At 70.1% G+C, this 24,650-nt stretch carries 12 protein-coding genes; 4 read left to right on the top strand and 8 right to left on the bottom strand.

All coding sequences use genetic code 11. The features are described 5' to 3' along the window. Positions 1–162: 162 nt before the first annotated feature. Genes JOD67_RS32910 through JOD67_RS32930 form a run of 5 tightly spaced genes read right to left on the bottom strand, consistent with a single transcriptional unit; the run spans position 163 to position 14,716 of the window. Positions 163–855, bottom strand: a complete 693-nt coding sequence (locus JOD67_RS32910) for a thioesterase II family protein (protein WP_205121589.1) — start codon at positions 853–855, stop codon at positions 163–165. Then, complete coding sequence (locus JOD67_RS32915) at positions 852–3,281, bottom strand: non-ribosomal peptide synthetase (RefSeq protein ID WP_205121590.1); 2,430 nt, start codon at positions 3,279–3,281, stop codon at positions 852–854. Before JOD67_RS32915 ends, JOD67_RS32910 begins: the two co-directional genes overlap by 4 nt. A gap of 25 nt (positions 3,282–3,306) precedes the next feature. Beyond that, positions 3,307–4,134, bottom strand: coding sequence for an SDR family oxidoreductase (locus JOD67_RS32920; RefSeq protein WP_205121591.1), 828 nt, complete (start codon positions 4,132–4,134; stop codon positions 3,307–3,309). Beyond that, on the bottom strand, positions 4,131–4,349 hold the full coding sequence (locus JOD67_RS32925) for an MbtH family protein (RefSeq protein WP_205121592.1): 219 nt from the start codon (positions 4,347–4,349) through the stop codon (positions 4,131–4,133). The genes JOD67_RS32920 and JOD67_RS32925 overlap by 4 nt, the downstream gene beginning before the upstream one ends. Then, entirely contained in the window at positions 4,346–14,716 is a 10,371-nt protein-coding gene (locus JOD67_RS32930) for a non-ribosomal peptide synthetase (RefSeq protein ID WP_205121593.1), read from the bottom strand. The genes JOD67_RS32925 and JOD67_RS32930 overlap by 4 nt, the downstream gene beginning before the upstream one ends. 54 nt (positions 14,717–14,770) lie before the next feature. On the opposite strand from JOD67_RS32930, the gene JOD67_RS32935 reads away from it, so the two are divergent. The 4 genes from JOD67_RS32935 to JOD67_RS32950 all read left to right on the top strand — a co-directional run bounded on the left by JOD67_RS32935 (position 14,771) and on the right by JOD67_RS32950 (position 18,743). Next, on the top strand, positions 14,771–16,108 hold the full coding sequence (locus JOD67_RS32935) for an MFS transporter (protein WP_205121594.1): 1,338 nt from the start codon (positions 14,771–14,773) through the stop codon (positions 16,106–16,108). Positions 16,109–16,196: 88 nt separating this feature from the next. Beyond that, the gene (locus JOD67_RS32940) at positions 16,197–16,334 is read left to right on the top strand and encodes a hypothetical protein (protein WP_205121595.1); all 138 of its coding nucleotides are present in this window, start codon (positions 16,197–16,199) and stop codon (positions 16,332–16,334) included. Between the two features lie 76 nt (positions 16,335–16,410). Then, complete coding sequence (locus tag JOD67_RS32945; protein ID WP_205121596.1) at positions 16,411–18,291, top strand: RiPP maturation radical SAM C-methyltransferase; 1,881 nt, start codon at positions 16,411–16,413, stop codon at positions 18,289–18,291. Continuing rightward, positions 18,288–18,743 (top strand): DUF5825 family protein, encoded by a 456-nt coding sequence (locus tag JOD67_RS32950; protein WP_205121597.1) that lies wholly within the window; start codon positions 18,288–18,290, stop codon positions 18,741–18,743. The genes JOD67_RS32945 and JOD67_RS32950 overlap by 4 nt, the downstream gene beginning before the upstream one ends. A 154-nt stretch (positions 18,744–18,897) precedes the next feature. On the opposite strand, the gene JOD67_RS32955 is transcribed toward JOD67_RS32950, so the two are convergent. From JOD67_RS32955 to JOD67_RS32965, 3 genes are all read right to left on the bottom strand, one after another. Then, positions 18,898–22,338, bottom strand: a complete 3,441-nt coding sequence (locus JOD67_RS32955; protein WP_205121598.1) for a LamG domain-containing protein — start codon at positions 22,336–22,338, stop codon at positions 18,898–18,900. A 285-nt stretch (positions 22,339–22,623) separates the two neighbouring features. Beyond that, on the bottom strand, positions 22,624–23,667 hold the full coding sequence (locus JOD67_RS32960) for a zinc-binding dehydrogenase (RefSeq protein WP_205121599.1): 1,044 nt from the start codon (positions 23,665–23,667) through the stop codon (positions 22,624–22,626). After that, positions 23,660–24,481, bottom strand: coding sequence for a sugar phosphate isomerase/epimerase family protein (locus JOD67_RS32965; protein WP_205121600.1), 822 nt, complete (start codon positions 24,479–24,481; stop codon positions 23,660–23,662). The genes JOD67_RS32960 and JOD67_RS32965 overlap by 8 nt, the downstream gene beginning before the upstream one ends. Positions 24,482–24,650: the final 169 nt, after the last annotated feature.

A 24,650-nucleotide genomic window follows, 5' to 3' on the forward strand; every position in this document is an offset into this window, starting at 1 on the left:
CGGTTGCGCCGCACCGTGCTGGTGGTCGTGTTGGCTCTCACCTTTGTGCTGGGGCTGTATCCGTTGCTCGGGACTACCCTGCGAGCGCACCCCGCCGATCGACGCGGATTCGTAAAGGAACCAGAAGAAGTCCCTGACCGATCGCTAGGTGCGTCTGCGGCCCTACGCATGGAGCCGGCGCTCGATCTGTCCGGTGATAGCTGAACCGGCGTCGACGAGGTACATGTGGCCGCCGGTTAGCTCGACGAGTTCGAACGAGGCCGAGGTTGCTTCTTTCCACTCCTCGGTCTCGGCGCGTGAGACGAGGAGGTCGTCCGTTCCCCGAAGTGCCACGATCGGGGCGGGCAGCGGGTCGCGGTGCGTCGGTGCGTAGGCCTCGTGCAGCTCGACGTCGGCGCGCAGGGCGGGGAGCAGCAGCTCGCGCAGCTCGGGTTCGTGCAATCCCTCGTGGCGGTAGCCGGCCAGCTCTTCGACGTGCTCGACGAACTCGTCGTCGCTCAGGTCCTTCGCCCGTTCTACCCGTCGCCGCCAGGGAGCGGGCGAGCCACTGGCGAACAGCCGGACGTCGGTACGACCGTCCTCCACGAGCCGCCACGCGAGCTCGTACCCGAGGACGGCGCCGAGGCTGTGGCCGAAGACGCCGATCGGGCCGTCGTGCTCGATCGCCTTGCTGGCTTGAACGAACAGATCCGCCACGGCGTCAGCCAGCGACGTGTGCGGCTCCTCCTCGATCCGACTCTCGCGCCCAGGGAGCAGCAGTGGCCGGATGTCGAGCGAGCCGACGGACGCACGCCGCCACTGGTGGAACAGGCCGGCGCCGGCGCCCGCGAACGGCAAGCAGAGCAGGACACTCATCGCTTCTCCTTCGAACGTAGCCGCGCCGCGAGCCGGCGGATCGTCGAGCAGGCGAAGACGTCGCGCACGGACAGTTCGAACCCGTCCGCCCGCAGCCGCGCGCAGATCCTCGCCGCGACCACGGAGGTCGCGCCGATCTCGAACAGGTCGTCGTCCAATCCAGCGGGGCCACCGAGCAGCTCATCCCACAAGTCGCCGACCCGGCGCTCGAGAGCGTCCTCGGCAACCGCCAGGACTGGAGTCGCCAACACCAGCGGGCGGGCAACCTTGCGCAGCCGAACGACATCCAGCTTCCCGTTGACCGTCGACGGAAGCGCGTCGACAGCTTGGAACCGGCTCGGCACCAGATGCTCGGGTACAGCCGACCGCACTCCCCGCGCGATCGTCGACTGGTCGGTGCCAGCGCCCAGCACGACGAACGCTTCGAGCCCGCGCGCCACGCCGTCCGCCGCACGGTCGACGAGCACCACGCAGTCCTCGACGCCAGGTTGGTCGAGGACCGCGCGACGAACCTCGGCCAGCTCGATCCGGTGGCCGTGCACCTTGACCTGGTCGTCGCGGCGCCCGAGGTACTCCACCTGCCCGTCGGGGAGGATCCGGCCGAGGTCGCCGCTGGCGTACGCGCGTTCTCCGCGGACACGATCGACGACGAACGCTTCCACGGTCAACGCCGGGTCCGTGTAGCCGTCCGCCAGCCCGGCGCCGCCGATATAGAGCTGGCCAATCGCCCCGTAGGGAAGGGGATTCCCGCTCGGGTCGCGCACCGCGACCCACCAACCGGCCAACGGCCGTCCCACCAGGCCGACCGGGCTGTCAGCGTCGGCAGGGCCGAGATCCTTCATCGTCACATGCACAGTCGTCTCGGTGATGCCGTACAGGTTGACGACGCGGCTGTGCGATGCGGGATGCGATGCATACCAACGGCGCAGGAGGCTCGTGTCGAACGCCTCGCCGCCGAGTAAGACGAGCCTCGGACGCGCGAAGCCGGAGCCCGCTTCGGCGTCCAGCAGCTGACCGAACGCGGTGGGGGTCTGGCTGAGAACGGTCACGTTCTCCCTTGCCAGCAAGGCGAGATGCTCGTCAGGCGAGCGCGACACCCAGTACGGGACCACGACCAGCCGACCACCAGTGAGCAGGCAGCCCCAGATCTCCCAGACGGAGAAGTCGAAAGCCAGTGAGTGGAAGAACGTCCACACGTCGTCCGTTCCGAGACCGAGCCGATCGCGCGTTGCCGCGAGGAGCGCGACAACGTTCCGCTGAGGAACGCGAACGCCCTTCGGTCGCCCCGTCGAGCCCGAGGTGTAGATGACGTACGCCAGCCCCGGCGCGAGCTGTCGCGGCGCCGCCGTCGGAACGCCGTCCAGGTCGGCCCCATCCGTCACCAGCGTGGCGACCCCGGCGTCCGCGCATACCCACTCGACCCGCGCACGTGGTGCCCGCACGTCGATGGGGACGTACGCACAACCCGCACGCAGGATCGCCAACAGCACGACGACCAGCTCGACCGACGGCTCGAGCGAGACCGCGACGAGCGAGCCCGGCGACACGGACGATCGCAGCTCCTCCGCCATCGTCTCGCTTCGCTTGGCCAGCTCTGCGTAACTGATCGCGGTGTCGGCGTCCGTCACCGCGATCGCGTCGGGCCATTCCGCGGCGACCCGCAGCACCTCAGCCGCGAGCCCGGTGTCCGCCACGTCCAACCCCGGCGTCTCGACGAACGCGTCCCCACCCAAGTCGATGCGTGCGACCCGAACGTCGGCCGACGACGCTACGAGCTGATCGCGGGCGCGATCGACGGCGTCTGCGAAGCGCTCGGCCACCTCCAGGTCGAGCTCGTCTCGGTCGAACCAGTACGACACCGCGGACCCGTGCCACAGCACGGTGAACGGACGTGGCGGTGACTGGAACGGCAGCTCCCGTTCGCTCCCGCCGAACCACACGCAGGTGTCGGCGTCGAGCCACGGCTCGCCGCGATCGCGAAGGGTGGACGTCCACGCGAGATGTTCACCGACGGTCGTGGCCGCGGGTACGTCACCACGAAACCTCCACAGCACAAGGATGAACGCTGCCCACCAGACCTCGTCGGACCCGCGTGCGCGGGGCCCGAGCACCGCGTGGCCACGGCCACGCCGCACCGCGCCTCGGGCCCAAGACGGTAGGCGGCAACCCTCGGAGGACACCTGTTCGCCACGCGTCACGACGACCTGCTCGACCACGCCGTCCGCGTAGCGCAACAGCACGGAACGTTCGCAGGCGGCGCTGGCGCCGAGCGGCCGCTCCAGCTCACGGATCCGCCACGCCTCGGCCGCCGGAGCGAACGACTCACACGGCACGTCGACCGACCAGGGTCCCCCGGCGTCGACCGGTGCCACGCGAAGGCTCGCCGAGCACGCCACACCCAACGCGACCGATGCGGCATCGCGCACCGGCACGTCTCGCCAACCAGACCAATCAGACGGCCGCATAGCCACCGTCCACCATCACCACGCTGCCGGTGACGTGGTGAGAGTCGTCACCCGCGAGCCACGCGACCGCGCTGGCGACGTCCGATGGTTCGGCGAGTGCCCGCGACGGTTGGCCGCCCGCGAACGTTCCCTCGTAGTCGCCCCCGGCGACCTCGAGCGAGCGCGCGATCTCACGCAGCATCACGCCCTCGCCATCGACGGTGTCGCGCACCGAGCCCGGGCAGACCGCGTTGACCCGAACCCCTGCCTCCGCGTAGTCGAGCGCCGCGGCCTTGGTGAGCCCGATCAGCGCGTGCTTTGCGGCGACGTACGGCGCGAACCGCGGATAGCCCACCACACCGGCCGTCGACGCCACGTTGACCACCGATCCCCGCGACTCGAGCAGCAACGGCATCGCCGCCCGCAGCATCCGCCAGCTGCCGTGCAGGTCGACGTCCACGACCGCGGACCACTCCGCCTCACTGAACGCGTGCACGGCCTTGCCCGACGGCGAGACCACGCCCGCGTTGTTCACAAGGACGTCGAGTCTGCCGAACCGTTCGCGGGTCGCCTCCACCGCGTACTCGACGTCGCCAGGATCCCGGACGTCGCCGACGACCGACAGCGTCGCGACGCCGGCCTCCCGGCACAGCGACGCGCTCCGTTCGAGCTGTGCGAGAGTCCCCAGCGGATAGGGGATCTCGGGCAGGTCCTTGCAGACGTCGAGCAGGACGACGTCCATCCCGTCGGCGGCGAGCCGGATCGCGCACGCTCGCCCGATCCCGCGTGCGGCACCCGTGACCAGCGCGACCCTGCCCGACGGGATCGCCGTCACGAGACGTGGCCCTCGGACTCGGCGATCAGGCTGGACGGCCGCAGGTCGGTCCAGTGCTCGTCGATGTAGTCCAGGCAGTCCTGGCGGCTCGCGGCGCCATGGACGATCTGCCAGCCTTCGGGTACGTCGATCGCCGCAGGCCACAGCGAGTGCTGGCCCTCCGTGTTGCGCAGAACGTGGTAGCTCGCGTTCTCGTCCTCGAACGGGTTCGTCATCGCTCCTCCTCGCCAGCAAGTGCCCTGTCGATGTGCGCCGCGACGATCGGCCCGATCTCGGCGAGCGCGTCCGGTCGCATCAGATCGTCGTGTCCGCTGGATACCTGGTAGGTCGCGACACCGTCCACGTACGGCTCCCAAGCGAGCGCGTCGTAGCCATGTCCCGTCGCGCGAACATGGAGCAGCTCGCCCGCGTACCGCTCCCTCACCTCGTGCGTGGCCGCCGCCCGCGCGTTCGCCGCGTGGACGGTCGCGAGGACATCGGCCGGTGCGGCGCCCGCGAGCTCGGGCGGGGCGGCCTCGACGTCCACGCGGACGTTGGGATAGCTGTCGAGCATCGCGAGCAGGGCGACCCGCTCACCCGCGGCTTGCAGCCGCAACGCCATCCCGTGCGCGACGAGCCCGCCGAGCGACCAGCCGAGCAGCAGATAGGGCCCGGTCGGCGCCACGCGCCGGATGGCGTCGACGTACGCGTCGGCCAGATCGTCAACGCTGCTGGGAGAACTCGGTCCGGAGAGTCCAGGCGACTGGAGCGCGTAGATGCGCCGGTCGACGTATCGCGCCAGACCGGCGTACGACCAGCCGAGACCGGAGACCGGGTGCACGCAGAACAGCGGCGGGCCGTCGCCGGTGCGCCGGATCGGGAGCAGGACGTCGAGGTCGCCGCCGGTGCCAGCGCTGTCGAGCGCGGCCAGTCCGGCGACCGTCGGCCGCTCGAACAGGTGCCGGACGCCGAGGTCGGTGCCCAGCGCGTCGTTGAGCCGGCTCACGAGCCGGACCGCCGCGAGCGACGAGCCGCCGAACTCGAAGTAGTCCGCGTCGGGATCGACCGCGCGGACGCCCAGCGACGCCGCGAACAGCTCCGCGACGACCACCTCACGCGCGGACCGCGCGGGCCCGACCTCGCCTACCCCTTCGGGTTCGGGCGCCGGCAAAGCGGTCCGGTCGACCTTTCCGTTCGGCGATAGTGGCAGCGCGTCGAGAGCGACGAACGTCGCCGGCACGAGGTGGCTTGGGAGTCGGACCGCGAGCGAGCGGCGCAGCGCGGTCGGGTCGAACGGCGCCGAGTCCGCAGGAACGACATACGCCACCAGCCGGGGCTCAGACTGGTCGGTGCGGAGCACCACCGCCGTCTGGGCGACGGCCGGCTCCGCCCCGAGCGCGGCCTCGATCTCGCCGAGCTCGATGCGGAAGCCGCGCAGCTTGACCTGCTCGTCGCTTCGTCCGACGAAATGCAGGGCTCCGTGCCGGTCCCAGCGCACGAGGTCGCCGGCGCGGTACATCCTCCGCCCTGGTGGGCCGAACGGACACGCGACGAACCGTTCGGACGTCGTCCCGGGCCGGTCGAGATAGCCGCGAGCGAGCCCGGGACCGGCGAGGTAGAGCTCGCCCACGACACCGGGTGGGATTGGACGCAGGCCGGCGTCGAGCACATACACCCGCTTGTCCGCCACCGGGCGGCCGATCGTCGGAGCGTCGCCCGGCGCGAGTCGGTCGCTGATCGTCGCGCAGATCGTCGCCTCGGTCGGCCCGTAGGCGTTGGCCATCGCGACCCGTCCGCTCCACACGTCGGCCAGGTCGGGCCGGAGTGCATCGCCCGCAGCGACGATCCACCGTAGGGACGGCAGCTCCTCGCGCGAAGACAGCTCGGCCAGGGCGGCGGGAGGCAGTGTCACATGCGTGACTCCGTACCTCCGCACGGTCTCCGCCAGCGGGCGGCTCGGCAACAGGTCGGGCTCTTCGGCGACGACGAGCCGCGCGCCGGCGCCGAAGGTCAGGCAGAGGTCCCAGAACGCCGCGTCGAAGCTCGGCGACGCGAACTGCAGCACCCGGCTGTCCGCGCCGATCTCCAACTGCTCGCCCATGTACGCGGCGAGCTCCTCAACCCCGGCGTGCGTCACGACGACGCCCTTGGGTCGGCCAGTGGACCCAGAAGTGTAGATCACGTACGCGGGATGCTCGGGCCGCAGGCCCACCTCCGGAGGCGTCTCGGGATACGCCTCCGCCAGGACCGCGTCCTCAAGGCGCAGAACCAAGCTCGGCTGCGAATCCTCCAGCAGGTAAGCAATCCGGGACGCTGGGTAGGCGGGATCGACGGGAATGTACGCGCCGCCGGCCTTGAGGATCGCGAGCGTGGCGACGACGAGCTCGATCGACCTCGGCAGCACGACCGCGACGCGTTGCTCCGGGCCGACACCGCGCGAGACGAGGTGGTGCGCGAGCCGGTTCGCGCGTCGGTCGAGCTCGGCGTAGTCGAGCGTGACGTCGCCGGCGGTGAGCGCGGGCGCGTCCGGCGTCCGTGCGACGCGCTCCGCGAACAGCTCGACGAACGTGGACTTCGCGCCGTCCGACAGTTGGCCGCTCCAGTCGTCCAGGAGGCGGTCGCGTTCGCCGGGCAGGAGTACGTCGACCGATCCGATCGGCGCGTGCGGATCGGCCGCGACCGCGTCCAGCACGCGGAGGAACCGTTCGACGAGCTCGGCGCCGGTCGCCGGATCGAACAGGTCCGCGTTGTACCCGAACCGTCCGTGGATTCCGGCCGCCGCACCGACGTCGGTGAGCTGCTCGGTGAGTTCGAACTCCAGGTCGAACATCGCGGCGTCGGAGTGCAGCGCAACCGGCGTGGATCGCAGGCCGGGCAGCACGACCCTGCCCTCGGCGTTGTTCTGCAGCACGAACATCACCTGGAACAGGGGGTGTCTGGCCAACGTGCGTTGCGGTTTGAGAGCCTCGACGAGACTCTCGAACGGCACGTCCTGATGTGCGTACGCGTCCAGCGTGGCCGGCGTGGCGCGGCGCAGGAGTTCGCTGAACGTCGGGTCGCCGGAGGTGTCGGTCCGTAGCACGAGGGTGTTGACGAAGAAGCCGACCAGGTCGTCGAGCGCCTCGTCGGTGCGTCCCGCGATCGGCGTGCCGACGAGGATGTCCGTCCCGGCGCCGAGCCGGGTGAGCAGCGTGGCCAGTGCGGTGTTCAGCACGATGAACGGCGTCGTGTCGTGCTCGCGGGCGAGCCGCCGCAGCGTCGCGTGGGTACCGGCAGGCACCACGAACTCCAGGTTGCCGCCGCGGTAGCCGAACTCCGCGGGGCGAGGCCGGTCGGCGGGCAGGGCCAGCCCCTCGGGCAGGCCGGCGAGCGCCTTGCGCCAGTACGCGAGCTGGCGCGCGAGCTCGCTGCCCGGGTCGTGCTCGTCGCCGAGCTCGGAGCGTTGCCAGAGCGTGTAGTCGAGGTAGGACACCGGCAGCGGGCGGAACGAGGGCGCCCGGTCGTCCATGCGCGCCGCGTACGCCGCCGCGAGGTCCGCGGTGAACGGAGCAAGCGACCATCCGTCGACCGCGATGTGGTGGAACACGACCAGCAGCACGTGTTGCCCGTCCGGCAGCGCGAACAGCCGAGCGCGGAACGGAACGTCGGTCGTGAGGTCGAAGCCGCACGCCTTCTCGGCATTCAAGGCGTCGGACAACGCAGGCTCTGTGATCTCCTCCATCGCGAGGATTTCGCCGTCGAGCGGCCGGACCACCTGGACGGGCTCGCCGGCGACCTCCGGAAAGACCGTGCGCAGAGCATCGTGGCGGTCGACCACGTCACGGATCGCGGCCGCGAGCGCGGAACGGTCGAGCTGGCCCTCGAGCCGCGTCGCGTAGGACACGTTGTACGCCGCCTGAGCGGCCGGCAGTCGGTTGAGGAACCACTGGCGGCGTTGGGCGAACGACAACGGGACCTCCGCCGGCCGCGGCATCGGACGCAGCGGAGCCCGCGTCGTTGTGGTGCTCGCGACCAGCGTGGCCTGTGCGGCGACGGTCGGCGAGTCGAAGACACTGCGCACGCCGAGCTCGACCCCCAGCACCGAGCGGATGCGCGACACGAGCCGGGTGGCGGTCAGGGAATGGCCACCCAGCTCGAAGAAGTCGTCCTCGACGCCGATGCGTTCGATCCCGAGGAGCTGCGACCACAGCGAGGCGATCGCCTCCTCGGTCGGCGTGCGCGGCGCGACGAGGTCGCCCGTCCGCCTGTCGGGAGGAGCGGGGAGCGCCTTGCGGTCGACCTTGCCGTTCGGCATGAGCGGCAGCGCGTCGACCACGACGATCGCCGACGGGACCATGTAGTCGGGCAGCTCTGTCGAAGCGTGCCGGTGAAGGTCCGCGGTGCTCGCGGCGGTGGCGACGTACGCGACGAGCCGCTTGTCGCCGGGGGCGTCCTCCCGCGCGACCACGACGACCTCACGGACTTCGGGATGCCGCTGCAGAACGGCCTCGATCTCACCGAGCTCGATGCGGAAGCCGCGCACCTTCACCTGCTGGTCGCTGCGCCCGAGGAAGTGGATCTCGCCGTGCCAGTCCCAGCGGACGAGGTCACCTGTGCGGTACATGCGGCCGCCCGGCGCACCGTACGGGCAAGCGACGAACCGCTCTGCCGAGAGCCGGCGACGCCCGACGTACCCGCGGGCGACGCCAGTGCCGGCGACGTACAGCTCGCCCGGCACGCCGACGGGCACCGGCCGGAGCAACCGGTCGAGCACGTAGACGCGTGTGTTCCCGGTCGGCTTGCCGATCGGCACCGGAGCGCCGGGCTGCCGGTCGAGCGGAACGAGGCTCGCGGTCGCGAACGTCGTCGTCTCGGTCGGCCCGTACACGTGGAAGGTTCGGGTGTTCCGCATGGTCTCCACCACGCGGTCGACGATCGTCACCGACACGGCTTCGCCGCCGAACCACACCTCCTCCAGCCGGTCGAGCACGTCGGGCGCCTCCTCGACGAGGAGGTTGAACAGCGGCGTGATGATGAACATGCCGGTCGGCTCGTACTCGTCCATCAGCGCACGGAGGCCGTCGGCGTCGAGGGTCTCGCCGGGGGCGAGGATCAGGTGCCCGCCCTGGAGCAGCGGGACCCACATCTCGTACGTGGACGGGTCGAACGCATGGGCGGAGTGCATGACCACGCGACGGTGCCGACCGGAGGTGAACGCCGGGTCGGCCGCCAGCTCGACCACGTTGGCGTCGGTGACGGCGACGCCCTTCGGCGTGCCTGTCGTTCCCGACGTGTAGATGACGTACGCGAGCTGGTCGCGCGCACGTTCGACCTCGACAGGTTCGTCGGGATAGCCGTCGAGCCAGTCGCCGCCGGCGACGATCGTGTGCGGGCAGCCCGTCATGCCGTCGGGCAACACGGTTCGGTCGGTGACGAGGACGGGCGCCGCGACGTCGTCGACGATCCAGTTCAACCGATCTGGTGGATAGCGGTGGTGCAGCGGGACGTACGTGCCGCCGGCCTTCAACGTCCCGAGCACCGCGACGAGCAGCTCGATCGAACGGTCGAGGTAGATGGCGACCGGAGTCTCGCGGCCCACGCCGAGGCCACGCAGCCGGTGCGCGAGCCGGTTCGCCGCCCGGTCGAGCTCGGCGTAGGTCAGCGTCGTGCCCAGGTGGGAGATCGCGGGTGCGGACGGGATCGCCCGGGCGTGCGACTCGACCAACGCGGTGACGGAGGCGTGCGGGACTCGTGCGGCGGTGTCGTTCCACGCGTCGAGGATCCGTTCGGCCTCGCCGGGCAGGAGGACGTCGAGGTCCTCGAGGCGGACGTCGGGACGGTCGGCGACCGTACGGAGGACGACGAGGAAGCGCGCGACGAGCTCGCGGGCGGTCGCTTCGTCGAACAGGTCCGCGCTGTAGCCGAGCCGGCCCGACAGGCCTGCGGGCTCGCCGTCGGCGGCGACGTTCTCGGCGAGGTCGAACTCCAGGTCGAACCGCGCGACGTCGAGGTCGACCTGGACGACGTCGCTCCGCAGATCCGGGAGGGTGAGGGCGGCGTCAACGTTGTTCTGCAACGCGAGCAGCACCTGGAACAGCGGGTGCCGGGACGGGGAACGATGCGGGTTGATCCGCTCGACCACACGCTCGAACGGCACGTCCTGATGGGCGTACGCGTCCAGCGTGGTGGCGACGACCCGGCGCAGCAGCTCGTCGAACGTCGGCTCGCCCGATGTGTCGACCCGAACCACGAGTGTGTTGACGAAGAATCCCACGAGCTCGTCCAGCGCCTCGTCGTCACGACCAGCGACGGGAACGCCGAGGGGAAGGTCGGTACCGGCACCGAGCCTCGCGAGCAGGGCGGCGAGGGCGGCGTGCAGCACCATGAACAGCGTCGCGTCGCGTTCGCGGGCGACGCGTCCGAGCGCGGCATGGGTGGCGGCGTCGAGCTCGAACGCGACGTTGCCGCCGCGATGGCTCGGCTCGACGGGTCGCGGTCGGTCCGTCGGCAGCTCGAGCTCGTCCGGCAGGCCGGCCAGCGCGCTCTGCCAGTAGGCCAGCTGCTGGGCGATGCGGCTGCCCGGATCGTCCTCGTCACCGAGGACCTTCTGTTGCCAGAGGGTGAAGTCGGCGTACTGCACCGGGAGCGGGGCGAAGGATGGTGCCTCGCCTCGGACACGGGTGGCGTACGCCTCGCTGAGGTCACGGACGAACGGCAACGTCGACCAGCCGTCCGTGGCGATGTGATTGGTGACGAGCAGCAGCACGTGCTCGGTCGCCGACTGAGCGAACAGCCAAGCACGGAAGGGAATCTCGCGCGCGAGATCGAAGCCGCGCATGGCGTACTCGCGGAGGCGGTCGTCGCCGTCGACGAGGGTCAGCACGGGACCGACCGACTGGGCGTCGAGGATGACTTGGCGCGGCACACCGTCCACGTCGGGAAAGACCGTGCGCAGGCTCTCGTGCCTGCGAAGCACATCGCGCAGCGCCTCGTCCAGCGCCGTACGGTCGAGCTCGCCTGAGAGACGGACGGCGTCGGCGACGTTGTACAGCCCACCGGCGGGTTCCCAGTCGTTCAGGAAGCGCAACCGTTGTTGAGCAGGTGACAACGGTACGACCTCGGGGCGTGGCACCGCCCGCAACGCCGGGCGGTCGTCGACCGCCGCGTGCTTGAGGTGGGCGGCGAACCCGGCGACGGTGGGAGCCTCGAACAGGCCGCGCAGACCAAGCTCCGCACCGAGCGCCGACCTGAGGCGCGACACGACGCGCGTCGCGGTCAGGGAGTGCCCGCCGAGCTCGAAGAAGTCGTCGAACGCCCCGACTCGTTCGACGCCGAGGACGCGTGCCCAGACGCCGGCGACGAGCTCCTCCACTGGCGACCGCGGCGGAACGAACGCGTCGTCAAGCTCGCGTTGACGGTCACCCGGAGCGGGCAGCGCGTCGCGGTCGAGCTTGCCGTTCGCGGTGAGCGGCAAGGACTCCAGGAGCAAGAACGCGGCCGGCACCAAGTAGTCCGGCAGGGTCGCGGCGACGTGCCGACGGAGCTCGGCTGCGGTCGCGTCTGCCGCGACGTAGGCGACCAGGGATCGGTCGCCCGTCTCGTCGCGTACGGCCAGGACCGAGGCCTGCCGCACGTGCGGGTGCCGCGCCAGCGTCGCCTCGACCTCACCGGGCTCGACCCGGATGCCGCGGATCTTCACCTGGTCGTCGACGCGGCCGAGGAACTCCAGCTGGCCGTCCGCACGCCACCGGACGAGGTCGCCGGTGCGGTACATCCGCTGTCCAGGTTGGCCGAACGGGCAGGCGACGAACCGTTGCGCGGTCAGGCCGGGCTGGTCGAGGTAGCCGCGCGCCAGGCCCGCGCCGGAGACGTACAGCTCACCTGGAACGCCGACCGGCACCAGCCGCAGCGACCCATCGAGCACGTACACGTGCTTGCCGCCGACGGGCCGGCCGATCGGCGTGGCCTTGCCGGGCCCGAGGAGATCGTCGCTCATCGTCGTGCAGACGGTGACCTCGCTCGGCCCGTACGAGTTGATCATCGTGCGACCAGGTGCCCAGCGCTCGATCAGCGCGGGCGGGCTGGCGTCGCCGCCGACGCTGATCGTCCGCACCGACGCGAGGCTGTCCGGCGGCATCGCCGCGAGCGCCGCGGGCGTGAGGTCCATGTGCGTGATGCCGTGCCGCGTGACGAGGTCGGCGAACGCCTCGCCGGGCAGGATGTCCTCGCGACCGGCGAGCACGAGCGTCGACCCAGTCGAGAACACGATGCAGAGCTCGGAGATGTGCCCGTCGAAGCTGAGCGACGAGATCTGCAGTGTCCGGCTGACCGCGGTCGCTCGGTGGTAGGCGACCTTGGTCACCGCGTGCGTGGGAAGGCCCTCATGGGTCAGCGCGACGCCCTTCGGCCGGCCGGTCGAGCCCGACGTGTACAGCACGCAGAGGAGGTGCTTAGCCGACAGCGGCACCACGCGGTCGGCGTCGGTGAGGTCGGTGCCTTGGAGCGTGGCGAGCTCGGCCACCACTGCCGGGTCGTCGAGGACGAGCAGCGGCACCTCACCCGCCGGGCACGCTGGCGCTGTCGCGCGGGTCGTCAGCAGAACGGTCGGCCTGGCCTCGTCGAGCACCGACCCGATCCGTTCGGCCGGATGGCTCAGCTCCAACGGCAGGTACGCGGCGCCGGCCTTGAGCACTCCGACGAGGGCGATCACCGTATCGAACGAGCGCGGCAGGGCCAACGCGACGAGCTGGTCGGGACCGATGCCGCGGCGCACAAGAGCGCGGGCGAGCTGGTTCGCGCGGCGGTCGAGTTCGGCGTAGGAGAGGTCCTCCTCGCCGTGGACGAGGGCGGTGGCGTCCGGTGTGAGTGCGGCCTGCCGTTCGAGCAGTGCGTGGATCGAGCCTACGCCGGCGAGATCGACCTGAGCTCCGCTCCACTCCTCGAGCAGGCTCCGGTGCTCGTCCTCCGACAGAAGCTCGAGCCGTTCGACCGGTGTGTCCGGGTGGGCGGCCGCCTGCTCGAACAGGCGGACGAGCCGGTCGACCAGGCCGCGGACGGTCGCCGCGTCGAACAGGTCGACGGCGAAGTTCATCGCGCACGCCACGCCGGCCGGCGTTCCGTCGTCGGCGCGCAGGTCGGCGACCTCCCAGGCGAGGTCGAACTTCGCCGTACCGGCGTTCATCGGCTCGAACGCGCACCCGAGGTCGCCGAGCGCCGGAAGCTCGTCGTCGACCGAGGTGATCATGACCTGGAACAGCGGGTTGCGCGACAGTGAGCGGGCTGGGTCGAGTGCCTCGACGAGCCGCTCGAACGGCAGCTCGGAGTTCGCGTACGCCGCGGCGTCGGCGTCCCGGACCCTCCGCACCAGCTCGCGGAATGTCGGGTCGCCGGACGTGTCGGTCCGCAGCACGATCGTGTTGACGAAGAAGCCGACGAGATCGTCGAGTGCCTCGTCGGTGCGGCCGCCGATCGGCGTGCCGATGGGCAGGTCGGCGCCGGCGCCGGAACGAGACAGCAGCAACGCGAAGCCGGCCTGCAGCACCATGAAAAACGTCGAGCCCTCGGACATGGCCAGGTCCGCCAGGCGGCCGTGCAGCTCCGGGCTCAGGCTGAACCGCACCGTGTCGCCGCGATGGGACGGGACGGCCGGACGGGCGCGGTCGGTCGGGAGCTCGAGCTCGTCCGGGATCCCGGTCAGGGTCGACGTCCAGAACGCGAGCTGGCGCGACATCGGGCTGTCCGGATCGGCCTCGTCGCCGAGCAGCTCGCGCTGCCAGAGCGCGTAGTCGGCGTACTGCACCGGCAGCGGAGCGAGGTCGGGCTTCGTCCCCGCGCAGCGCGCGGTATAGGCGTGGGACAGGTCGCGGACCAGCGGGTTCATCGACAGGTTGTCACCGCAGATGTGGTGCAGCAACAGCAGCAGGACGTGCTCGTCTTGGCCGAGGACGAACAGCGTGGCCCGTATCGGCAGCTCGGTCGCGAGGTCGAAGCCATGGTTGGACGCCGCCGCGAGCGCGTCGCCGAGGCGTTCTTCCGTCGTGTCGACGACCTCGAGGTCCGGGGTGACCTCCGCCGGCAGCACCACCTGGTGCGGGTCGCCGTCGGCGTCGCGGTAGATCGTGCGCAGGCTCTCGTGCCGCCGGACCAGGTCGTCGATCGCCAGCCCGAGCGCGTCCCTCCGGAGGTGGCCCTCGAGCCGGAGCGCTACCGGGAGGTTGTACTCGGTCGAGTCGCTAGACAGCTGGTCGAGGAACCACAGCCGGAGCTGGGCGAACGACAGCGGCACGCGCTCCGGCCGGGCCCTCGGTGCGAGGACCGGCTGCGCGGCGGAAACGGTCCGCGCCGGCAGCCGCTTGACCAGCCGGGCGACGGTGGGCGCCGCGAACAACGTCCGCAGGCTGAGGTCGACGCCGAGCGCCGTACGGATCCGCGCGACCGCGCGCGCAGCAGTCAGCGACAGTCCGCCGAGCTCGAAGAAGTCGTCGTCGACACCGACCCGTTCGACCCCGAGCAGGTCCGCCCAGATCTCGGCGATGATCTCCCCCGCCGATGAGCGCGGTGCCTCGTACGCCGTCGGACGACCCGGGTCGGGGTCGGTAACGAGCGGCTCGTTCGGCAGTGACATCCCCGAACCTGCCTTTCGCCAGCCAGCAGATCCCCCTGATCACCCTGACCGTTCGTGCGTACTCTGACCCACGGTATCCAGCGTTGGAAACTTCGACGGTTCGACGACCGACCGATCCAGGACACGGAGGCGCGCCAGGTGCGGTGGGAAGGGGACGGCGTCTGGCGAGACCGCGACTTCCGGATCTTCTTCGTCGGGCATGCCCTGTCGTTCGTCGGCGTTCAGGTCGGCGCGGTCGCGCTGCCGCTCGTCGCGTTGCTCACCCTGGGCTCGTCGGAGGCCGAGGTCGGCCTGTTGCAGGCGTGCGCGAAGCTGCCGTACCTCGGTATCCCGCTGCTCGCGGGTGTATACGTCGACCGTCGGCGCAAGCGGCCGGTGATGATCCGGGCGAACGCGGTGCGTGCCGCCGCCCTGCTCGCCATCCCGATCATCGGCTGGTGGGGCGGGCTGTCGTTGCCGCTGCTCTGCGTCCTCGCGGTCGTCGTGGGCACGTGCGCGATGGTGTTCGAGGTCGCCGAGCTGGCGTACGTGCCGTCGCTTGTCGGCCGCGACCGGCTGACCTCGGCGAACTCGGCGACAGTGGCAAGTATCGGCGCCGCCGACCTCGGCGGACCGGGACTCGGCGGGGTGCTCGTCCAGGTGCTCGGGCCAGCGTGGACGGTCGGAGCGAATGGCCTGACCTGCCTGCTGTCGGTGTTGACGCTAAGCCGCCTTCGGCACGTCGAGACGTCACCACCACCGCGCGAGCGTCGGGACCTGTGGGCGGAGCTCGTCGAAGGGCTCCGTGCGGTGCTTGACGAGGCGCGAATGCGTGGCATCGCGTTCCAAGGGCTGGTGTTCAACCTGTTCCACCAGGGCTTCCTGGTGTCGTTCCTGCTGCTCGCCGTCGGTGCTGGTGGTGTCGGGCCAGGGTGGTACGGGCTCCTGCTCGGCATCGACGGCGGCGGGGCGATGGTCGGGGCGGCGCTCACTCGCCGATGGGCGGCCCGCCTCGGGTACGGGCGGGCGTTCCTCACTGGAGCTCTGCTCGGGACCGTCCCGTGCGTGGCTGTCCCGCTCCTCGCGGCCGCCCCGGATCCGTGGCGGCTGGGCGCGTGGGTGGTGCTGTTCGGCATCGCCGGGTTCGGGACCGGGATGATCCTCGTGATCGGCTTCACGTTGCGCCAAGCCTTCACCCCGGATCACCTGCTCGGGCGAATGAACGCGAGCATGCGGCAGCTGCTCTACGCCGGCATCCCGGTCGGCGCCGCAGGCGCCGGCCTGCTGGCCAGCGCGATCGGAGCGCGGCTGACGGTGCTGGTCAGCGCGGTGGGCCTGGTCACGTCCGTGCCGTTCGTGCTCCGACTCGTCTCGCTGGGGGAGCTGCCACATCCGGACGCTTCACAACGTTGAAACAGCTCTGTGCTTACCATCCCTGAAGGGGCGAGGCGAGAGTTGCTACGGATCGGCGTATCCCTGCCGGGGAGGGAGGTGAGATCCAATGGCCGCGAACCTCAAGAAGACCGCCATCCGCACCGCAAAGGTCGCTACGGGCGGTGCCATCTCGATGAACGGTGCCATTTCCATGAACGGTGCCATCTCGATGAACGGCGCCATCTCGATGAACAAGCCGAAGTGACGTCCGTTCACTCTGGTCGCTGTTCGGCCGCCGTCGTCGCGCGGCGGTCGGGCAGCGTGACCCTCGGGGGTGTGCCTTGCGACTCGTCCTCGCGTCGATGCCCTGGCAGGCGCTGCATCGGCCGTCGTTGCCCATCGGCATCCTGCACGCGCTGGTCGCGCGGGACTGCCCGGACGTGGACGTCGTGGAGTTCCACGGCGGGCTCCGCTGGGCGGAGTACGTGTACGACCGGTGGCCCGAACCGGAGGCCGTCGCCCAGCTGAGCAAGGTCGCCGAGGACGGTGTGTTCCACGGTCTCGGCGAACTGGTGTTCGCGAGCGAGCTACGCGACGACCCGGCCTGGCGGCTCGACGAGCTCGCCGACGCCGCGCGCCGGGCGGACGTCGACGTCGATGCCGTCCGGTTCATGCGCTCCTGCGCTGAGGACTACGTCGGCGCGGCCGCCGAGGCGCTGCTGGCGGTCGACCCCGACCTCGTCGGGTTGACGACGACGTTCATGCAGAACCTCCCGAGCCTCGCGTTGGCGCGCCGCCTGAAGCAGCTGCGTCCGAGCGTGCGCGTCGTGCTCGGCGGGGCCAACTGCGAGGGTCCGATGGGGCACGCGGTGCATCGCAACCATCCGTACGTCGACTACGTCGTCCGCGGGGAGGCGGAGGAGGTGTTTCCCCTCCTGCTGCGGCGGATCCGCTCTGGCGAGTCTGTTGTCGAGCTGCCTGGTGTGTGCTGGTGGGACGGTAGCCGTTCGGTCGCCAACCCGGTCGCCAGGCACAGCGTTCCGCCCGCGGTCCTGTGCGCGCCCGACTACGACGGCTGGCAGGAGGTGTTGGAGGCCTCGCCGCTGCGGGAGTTCCTCTCCCCGGAGCTGGTGCTCGAGTCTGCGCGCGGCTGCTGGTGGGGGGAGAAGCACCACTGCACATTCTGTGGTCTGAACGGCGCGATGATGGCGTTCCGAAGCAAGCCGGCCGCGACGTTCTGGGCCGAACTCTCGAGTCTGGTCGAACGGCACCAGATCCTCGACGTCTCGGTGGTCGACAACATCCTCGACATGGGCTACTTCAGCAGCCTGCTACCGCTGATGACCGAGGCCGACTGGGATCTGCGGGTGCACTACGAGGTCAAGTCGAACCTCCGCGCGACGCAGATCGCCGACCTCGCCGCCGCCGGGATCGTCGTCGTGCAGCCGGGCATCGAGAGCCTGAACGCGCGGGTGCTCGATCTCATGGACAAGGGCGTGACGGGCGCGGCGAACGTGCAGACACTGCGCGAGTGCGAGGACCACTCGCTGACTGTCGAATGGAACTATCTGTACGGCTTCCCGGGCGAACTCGCCTCCGACTACCGCGGCGTGCTCGACCAGCTGCCCGCCCTCGTTCACCTGCAGCCGCCTGGCGGCGCCTCTCGGATCGTGCTGGAGCGCTTCAGCCCGTACTTCGAGCGGCCCGAGCTCGGCTTCGCGCGGCGTGAGCCGATGGGGTTCTACCAGCAGGCGTACGACCTTCCGCGTGCCGAGCTGGACGATCTCGCGTACTTCTTCGGTTGTGACGACGCCGGGATCGACGACCAGCTTGCCGGCGAGCTGGCGGCCACGATCTCCCAGTGGCGGCGGCTGTATCCGTCGTCCTCGCTTACCGCGCGCACGGACGGCGGCGCCGACCTCGTCATCGAGGACCGCCGTGCGGGATGGGCCGCGAGCGAGCACCGGCTCGGCGGCTGGCAGGCCGCGGCGTACCGTTCGCTCGACCGCCGCGCCTCGCCGGAAGGACTGCGCCGCCGGCTGGAGCGGGACGGTGTCGGTGTCTCGGTCGATGTCCTGGTCGACTGGTTGCGCGCGCTGCTCGTTGACGGGCTGGTTTTCGTGGACGGCGCGGACTGGGTGGCGCTCGCCGTGGCGGACACGCCTTGGAAGGCGTTCGCTCACGGTGGCCATACGCGTGAACCCGCCGAGGTGACGGGATGATCGTTCTGGGGCAGGAACCTGCGGCGACCGTTCGGTACCTCGCGACGCTGCGGGACGGACTGTCGGCCGGGAAACTCCCTGTATGGGAAGGCGGTCTGTCGCCGGTGCTGGACCTCGACCTCGTATGCCACCTGCCACCGCCGACCAACCATCCGGAATGGACTGCGCGGTTCCGGCCGGGGCTGTGCTACTACCGCCACGGACCCGGATTCGTGGAGGTGAAGGACACCCGCACGCCCGCGACCGCGGCCCGCTTCGTGATCGACGACCCCGACCTGCTCAGCTGCTTCCTCCGCTGCCTGAACCCGACGCCGATCGCCGGGCTCGGACCGGCCGACACGGAGGCGGTCGAGGCACTCGTCGACGAACGCCTCGTCCTTCGGTTCGATGACACCCTGCTCACCCTTCCCCACCGCATGACCCGCTGGCCGATACCAGCTATGGCGTCCTGAGACGATCTCTTGCTGTCGCGTCACGTTCCGTGCAGCTGCGTCGTCTTGGGGCATGTCGACCGCCGCAGTCATCCTGTACCTCGCCACGATCACGGCGAACGCCGTCTTCGCTGCCGCCGACCTCGTCGGGGGCACGGTTCGTGCTCGCGAGCGGCTACGGCAGCCGGACGCCCAGCACGCCCTTGAGGTAGTGCTCCTTCACCTCGGCCGCTGACAACGCGTGGTCGTAGATCGCGACCTCGTCCATCGAGCCAGCCAACCTCGTCGCGGCGTCGTCACCTCGGGCGCCGAGCTTGACCGTCGCGACCCCGTCGGTCGGGTTGCCCGCCGCGGAAACGACGGCCTCGAGCTCGCCGTCGAGGTAGAGCCGCTTCTCGGTCGCGTTCGACGTCGCGACGACGTGGTGCCACTCGTCCGGCGTCACGTTCGTCTTGCCGTTGGCCGTGGCCACGATGACGGTCCCGTTCATCACGAGGAACTGCAGCTTCCGCAGGTGCAGCATCCGCAGCGCGATGCCGTTGCGGGCGGGTGCGTCGTACTTCTCGAACAGTCCCTGTTGGTAGCCCTTCGGGATCTTGAACCAGCCCTCGAACGACGTCGGCACCGTCGTCGGCGTCACGGGCGGAACGTCCGGCAGCTCGACGTAGCCGCCCGTCAGCCGCGTCGCCCGGTCGGCGTCGCCGGCGATCGCGCCCGGTTCGCCGCGCGTCGCGGTGCCGCGGACGGTCCCGGTGGTCCCATACGGCGAGCTGTCCGCCGCCGACGTGCTCCCCGACGGCTCGCCCAGCCGCCAATACCCGGTCGGCCGGTCACCCCGGACGAGGTCGGCGTAGGCCTCCGCGACCGGCCGCGCGATCTCGATCGTCGTGGAGAAGGTACCCTCCGGGCCCGAGGCCGGAGTTGTGCGGAACGTCAAGGTGTGCTTGCCCACCGCGGCGGTGGCCGAGATGGAAGCGGTGACCCGCACTTTGGGATGGACCAGTTTCCCGTTGCTGGCAAGGGCAAAGGGTGTGGCCGGCGCCGTGACGCCGGGCGTGCTGCTCGCCAAGGTGAGCGAACCGTCGACGACCCCACCGCCCAGCGTCTCCATCGTCACATCGAACGCGACCTGCTGTCCGGGCTGGAACACCTTGCGACCCGGGTCCACGCGCACTGGCTCGGCCTGGTCCCGCCGCGCTGCGGCGACGGTCTCGTACGTCCCGCGAACGGCCACCTGCCCCGTCACCACACCAAGGTCGACCGTGTCACCGGAGACCGGACGCGCCTGCCCGTTCACCGTTGCCGATGCCAGCCGGTGCCCCGCGGGAGCCCGCAAGGAGAAGAGGACCTTCTGTGGTGCGGCACCGGCCCGCGACGGCAGCGTGACGTCCGCGGTGACGGTGTTCGAAGCGAGTTGCGACTCGATCTCGTACGACACCGGCCCGAACTTCGTCGGCAGGTCGGTCACCGCGATCCGCTTGCCGTTCGCCAGCCAACCGCGCGGCGTTGCCGGCGTGAGCCGCAGCGTCGTAGGCATCCCGTCGGCGGCGAGATCCTCACGGACGAGCATCAGCCGCAGAGCCTCGAGGTAGGTCGCGTTGTTCGCCGACAACGGTGGGAAGTACTGCGTGCGGTAGTACTCGCCGATCTCCGGACAGCTCGACACCGTGACGCCCTCGCCGCCGACGAATGTGTGCGGCGTCAGGTCGTGCGCGAGCTTGCCGTAGAAGTTGAGGATCAGCCGATCGGTTTCCTCGTTGTCGGCGAGGAATCGCACGCGCGAGTAGCCGTACTGCTCGTCGACGCCGGTCGTCCGGTAGCCGGGCGGTGAGCCGCCGAACTGGTTCGCGTTCTCCAGGTAGCAGATGCCGGGGTCGACACCCATGAGGTTGAACCTCGTGAGACCGAGGAATGTCGCGCCGTGGTTGTAAAGGTACTTCAGCATTCCCTTCGCCTGCGTGCTTCCTGGTTCCCAGAGTCCGGTCGCGAGGAAGTACGGGATGATGAGGTTCCAGTAGCTGCCCAACGTGGTCGCCGAGATCTGGTCGTACGGCGCCGGCGCATCCTCGTCGAGCAGGCTGATCGGGACGAAGATCGAACCGTCCGGCAGCGTCGTCTGCGACTGGGTGATGGCCGCCCGAAGTGAGGCGGCGTGCTCGTTCGCCTCGCTGGTGAACGCGTTCGCCTCCGTGGTGCGTCCCATCCGCCGCAGCGCGATGCCCATATCGCGCATGCCGCGCCAGCCCTCGGCCTGGTGGTGGATGCCGTAGATCTCGTCGTCGATGTCGGAGGCGTATCTGGCCTTGGCCAGGAGGCCGTTCGGGTCGGCGTCACGCTGGTCGCGGAAGTCCGCGAGGTAAGACTGCAACGTGGCGAGGTTGTCGAGCACGTAGTCGGCGTCACCGGTGAGCAGGTAGTGCGACGCGGCGCTCTGCAGCTTGAACCCCTTCTCCCAGCTGCGGAAGAAGGTCGCCTGCTGACCGCGGCGCAGGATCTCCTCGAGGTTGGTGCGGAAGTCCGTGGCGTAGCCGAACTCGCCGAGCACCTGTACCGACGCCGACACCTCGGGGACGAAGGCGAACTCGTTCGTCGTGCCCTCGTACGGGTTGCCGATGCTCTGCTGCCAGCCCATGACGAGGTTCTGGATGAGGAGGTTGCGCATCGCATCCATCGCGTACGGCTCGGGCACCTCGACGGTCGCGCCGCCGGCGAGCTGGCCGTTCCAGTACGACGCGATCGCCGTCTTGGCCGCGTCGTACGCGGCGGGTGTGACGGCGAAGGCGCCGAGGTTGGCGGGAGTGTTCGGCAGGACGAGGTTGACGGTCGTACCGGCTGCGGTCGCCTGGACGGGAAGGGTGAGCGTTGACGCCGACCAGGTCGCGCCGGCGCCGCTCCACGCGAGGTACGTCGTCGCGCCGCTGGCGATCCGGTTGCCGGTGAGCGTCGCGGTGTTCACGCCGGAGCCGACGAGGCCGACCCGCAGCTGTTTGGCTGCATTGCCTCGTGCGGTGAAGCGGACGTGGCTGACGAGCTGGCCGTTCAGTCTGGTGACGAAGGCTTCGCGGTCCCAGCGCACGCCCTGGCTGTCGGTGTAGGACGTGGCGAGGATCGGCAGGTGTCCGCCGGTGAGCTTCGGGTCCTGCAGCCGGGCGATGTCGCTGCCGTAGATCTCGTTGCCGCCCCCGACCCGGAACGTCGCCGTCCGCCGCGGCACGTGCAGATCACCGCGGGACCAGTTGGTGAGAATCTGACTGCCGTCGAGGACATGCAACGCGAAGGCGCGACCGGTCTGCCAGGCCTTGTGGTTCGGCTTGGGATAGGTGAGCGGGAGATAGACCCAGGACGAGTCGGTGAGGACGCGATCGGCCTGGTTGGCGGGAACGAGCAGCGGCTCGACGTTCTCGAGAGTAGGCCCCTCCGGCCCGGCGATGAGCTTCTCGCCCCACCGATCGCGCGTCTGCCAGAGCGCGTCGTCGACGTTGGTGACGTAGTCGCGGGACAACGGAGGCTGGGCCGGCCCAGTCCCATCGGGTCCCGTCCGTGCAGTGGCAGGCTGCGCAACGGCGGCACTGACAGCGAGAACGGAGAGGGCAACCACCACGGCGACGCGACGCATGCGCGACTCCCCAGGACGAGATGGAAAAGGTGCGGCCCAGTATGAAGGTCGCTTCTTCACGTCCGTCAAGGCTTCGACACCAAAGCGCCAGCCGCGCGCCAGCGCATCACCTCCCGTGCCAGGGCATTTCGGACTCCTTTACGCAGAACGGACAATCCGATCCCAGCTGACCCAGGAACAGTGAGCGGCAGATCTTCGTTCATCGTGCGCGAATCGGCGGATCGTCCACCCTCCAACGTCAAGGCTTCCTTGACGCGGCCATGGCCGACAGTGCCCGCAGAAAGCTCAGAAGCTCAGTACGACCTGCAACGCGTCGTCGGGGGTCTTGTCGAGCAGGTCGAACATCGCCGCCGCGTCGGTGAGGGGGCGGACGTGGGACACGAGGGGCGTCAGCTGGAGACGGCCGTCGATCGCGAGCCCGAGGACCGTGGTGTTGAGCCGGTACCGGTCCCAGCGATGGGCCAGCGCCGGGGCGACTCCGGAGATCTGGGACGACACCACCGAGACGCGGTTGAGGTGGAACTCCTCCCCCAGCCGCAGCCCGACCGCATCGCCCGGAACGAGGCCAGCCGCGACGACGCGTGAGCTGTACGCAGTCGCCCGGATCGCCTCGTGCAACGCCCGGGCGTTGCCGCTGACCTCGATCGCGACGTCGGCACCGCGCGCACCGGTGAGGTCGCGGATTCGTTCGGCGACCTCGCCCTCGCGTGCGTCGAGTGTGACGTCCGCACCGAGCTCGCGGGCAAGGGCCAACCGAGACGGGATCAGGTCGACACCGACGACGCGGGCCCCGTTCAACCGAGCCAGCTGGGCGACGTTCTGCCCGAGCACTCCGAGGCCGAAGACCGCCACGGTCTCGCCGACGTGGATGTCCGCGTCGAGCACGACGTTGAGGCCCACCGCACCGATGTGGCTGAACACTCCGATCAGTGGATCGGCGTCGTCGGGCAGGACGCGGGCCGCGGCGTGCTCCGCCGCGACCACAGCGGACGAACGGTGTCCCCAGGTCCCCCACACGCGTTGTCCGACGCGGACCTGCGTGACCCCGAGTCCCAGCTCGGCGATGGTGCCGACCTCCTCGTACCCGCTGTTCGACACCGGGTACGGGAACTGCGCCTCCCCCGCCACGAGCAGTCGCCGTTCGCTGTCCCAGCGCTGCTCGAGGTAGCGGTTCGTCCCGCGGTAGTACGTCATCTCGGTGCCCGCGGAGATCCCGGAATACAGGGTGCGCAGGCGCACCTCGCCCTCGCCGAGCGCGGCTTCGGGCTCCGACCCGATCGACACCACGCCGGGTGCGTCGAACCGCATTACGAGGCTTTCGTCAACCATGCTGAGCACTCCGCTCGACATTGCGCAGAACACGGACCGCTGCCGGCAACACCATCGTCGGCGGACCCGACAGCCGGCACTCGAACGCGCTCCAGCCTTCGTACCCCGACGCCACCAGCGCCTGGTACGTCGCCGCCCAGTCGACGTGCCCCGCGCCCGGCTCCAGCCGGTTGGAGTCGGACACCTGCACGTGCCCGAGGAGCGGACCGACGTTCTGCAACGCCGCTGGAGGATCCGTCTCCTCGATGTTCATGTGGTACGTGTCCGCGACCACCCGGACGGACGGCAGACCGACGGCGTCGCAGAGCTCCATCGCCTGCGCGAGCGTGTTGACCATGTGGTCCTCGTAGCGGTTCAACGGCTCGAGGCAGAGCAGGACGCCCTCGGACTGGGCGTGCTCGCCGAGCCGCCGGAGCCCGTCGAGCAGCACCTCGCGGTCCTCCTCCGGTGAGCGCGGTGGCTCGTACGGCGGCAGCCGACGGGAGAACATCGCGTACGACGCCGGCGTCATCGCGACCCGCCCACCGAGCTCGGCCATCACGCTGAGCTGCGACGACAGCTGCCGGATCGCGTCCTCGCGCTTGTCCCGGTCGAAGTCGCCGAGGAAGTGCAGCATCTGCACGCACACGGTCGGCATCGGGACACCGTTCGCGGCCGCGCGCCGAAGCTCGGGCAACCGGGCCTCGAACGCCAGGTCACCCGGCCCGAGCAACTCGATGCCGTCGAAGCCAGCCGCCTGCGCGAAGTCCCACTTCGCCTCCAGCGTGTCTCCGGGCAGCAAGCGTTCCTGACAGCTGAGCTTCCACCCGGCCACGTCGGACCCTCCTCGTCTCCGGCCACCAGAGTATCGCTCAACTCTAGGCGAATTAAGTCTTGTCGTGAGCTTAAAAGGGGTGTTCTATGTCGGTACTCGTTGATCACACGGCCTTGGTGGGGGCGACGCGTCCAACCGTTCGGGTCGAAGCCGCCGTGCCGATAGCGCG

Source organism: Tenggerimyces flavus (genome assembly GCF_016907715.1).
Lineage (GTDB): Bacteria > Actinomycetota > Actinomycetes > Propionibacteriales > Actinopolymorphaceae > Tenggerimyces > Tenggerimyces flavus.

Coding starts and splice junctions, on each gene's coding strand:
- JOD67_RS32950 (WP_205121597.1), top strand. CDS start 18,288: ATGATCGTTCTGGGGCAGGAACCTGCGGCGACCGTTCGGTACCTCGCG.
- JOD67_RS32910 (WP_205121589.1), bottom strand. CDS start 855: ATGAGTGTCCTGCTCTGCTTGCCGTTCGCGGGCGCCGGCGCCGGCCTG.
- JOD67_RS32960 (WP_205121599.1), bottom strand. CDS start 23,667: ATGGTTGACGAAAGCCTCGTAATGCGGTTCGACGCACCCGGCGTGGTG.
- JOD67_RS32930 (WP_205121593.1), bottom strand. CDS start 14,716: ATGTCACTGCCGAACGAGCCGCTCGTTACCGACCCCGACCCGGGTCGT.
- JOD67_RS32955 (WP_205121598.1), bottom strand. CDS start 22,338: ATGCGTCGCGTCGCCGTGGTGGTTGCCCTCTCCGTTCTCGCTGTCAGT.
- JOD67_RS32940 (WP_205121595.1), top strand. CDS start 16,197: ATGGCCGCGAACCTCAAGAAGACCGCCATCCGCACCGCAAAGGTCGCT.
- JOD67_RS32925 (WP_205121592.1), bottom strand. CDS start 4,349: ATGACGAACCCGTTCGAGGACGAGAACGCGAGCTACCACGTTCTGCGC.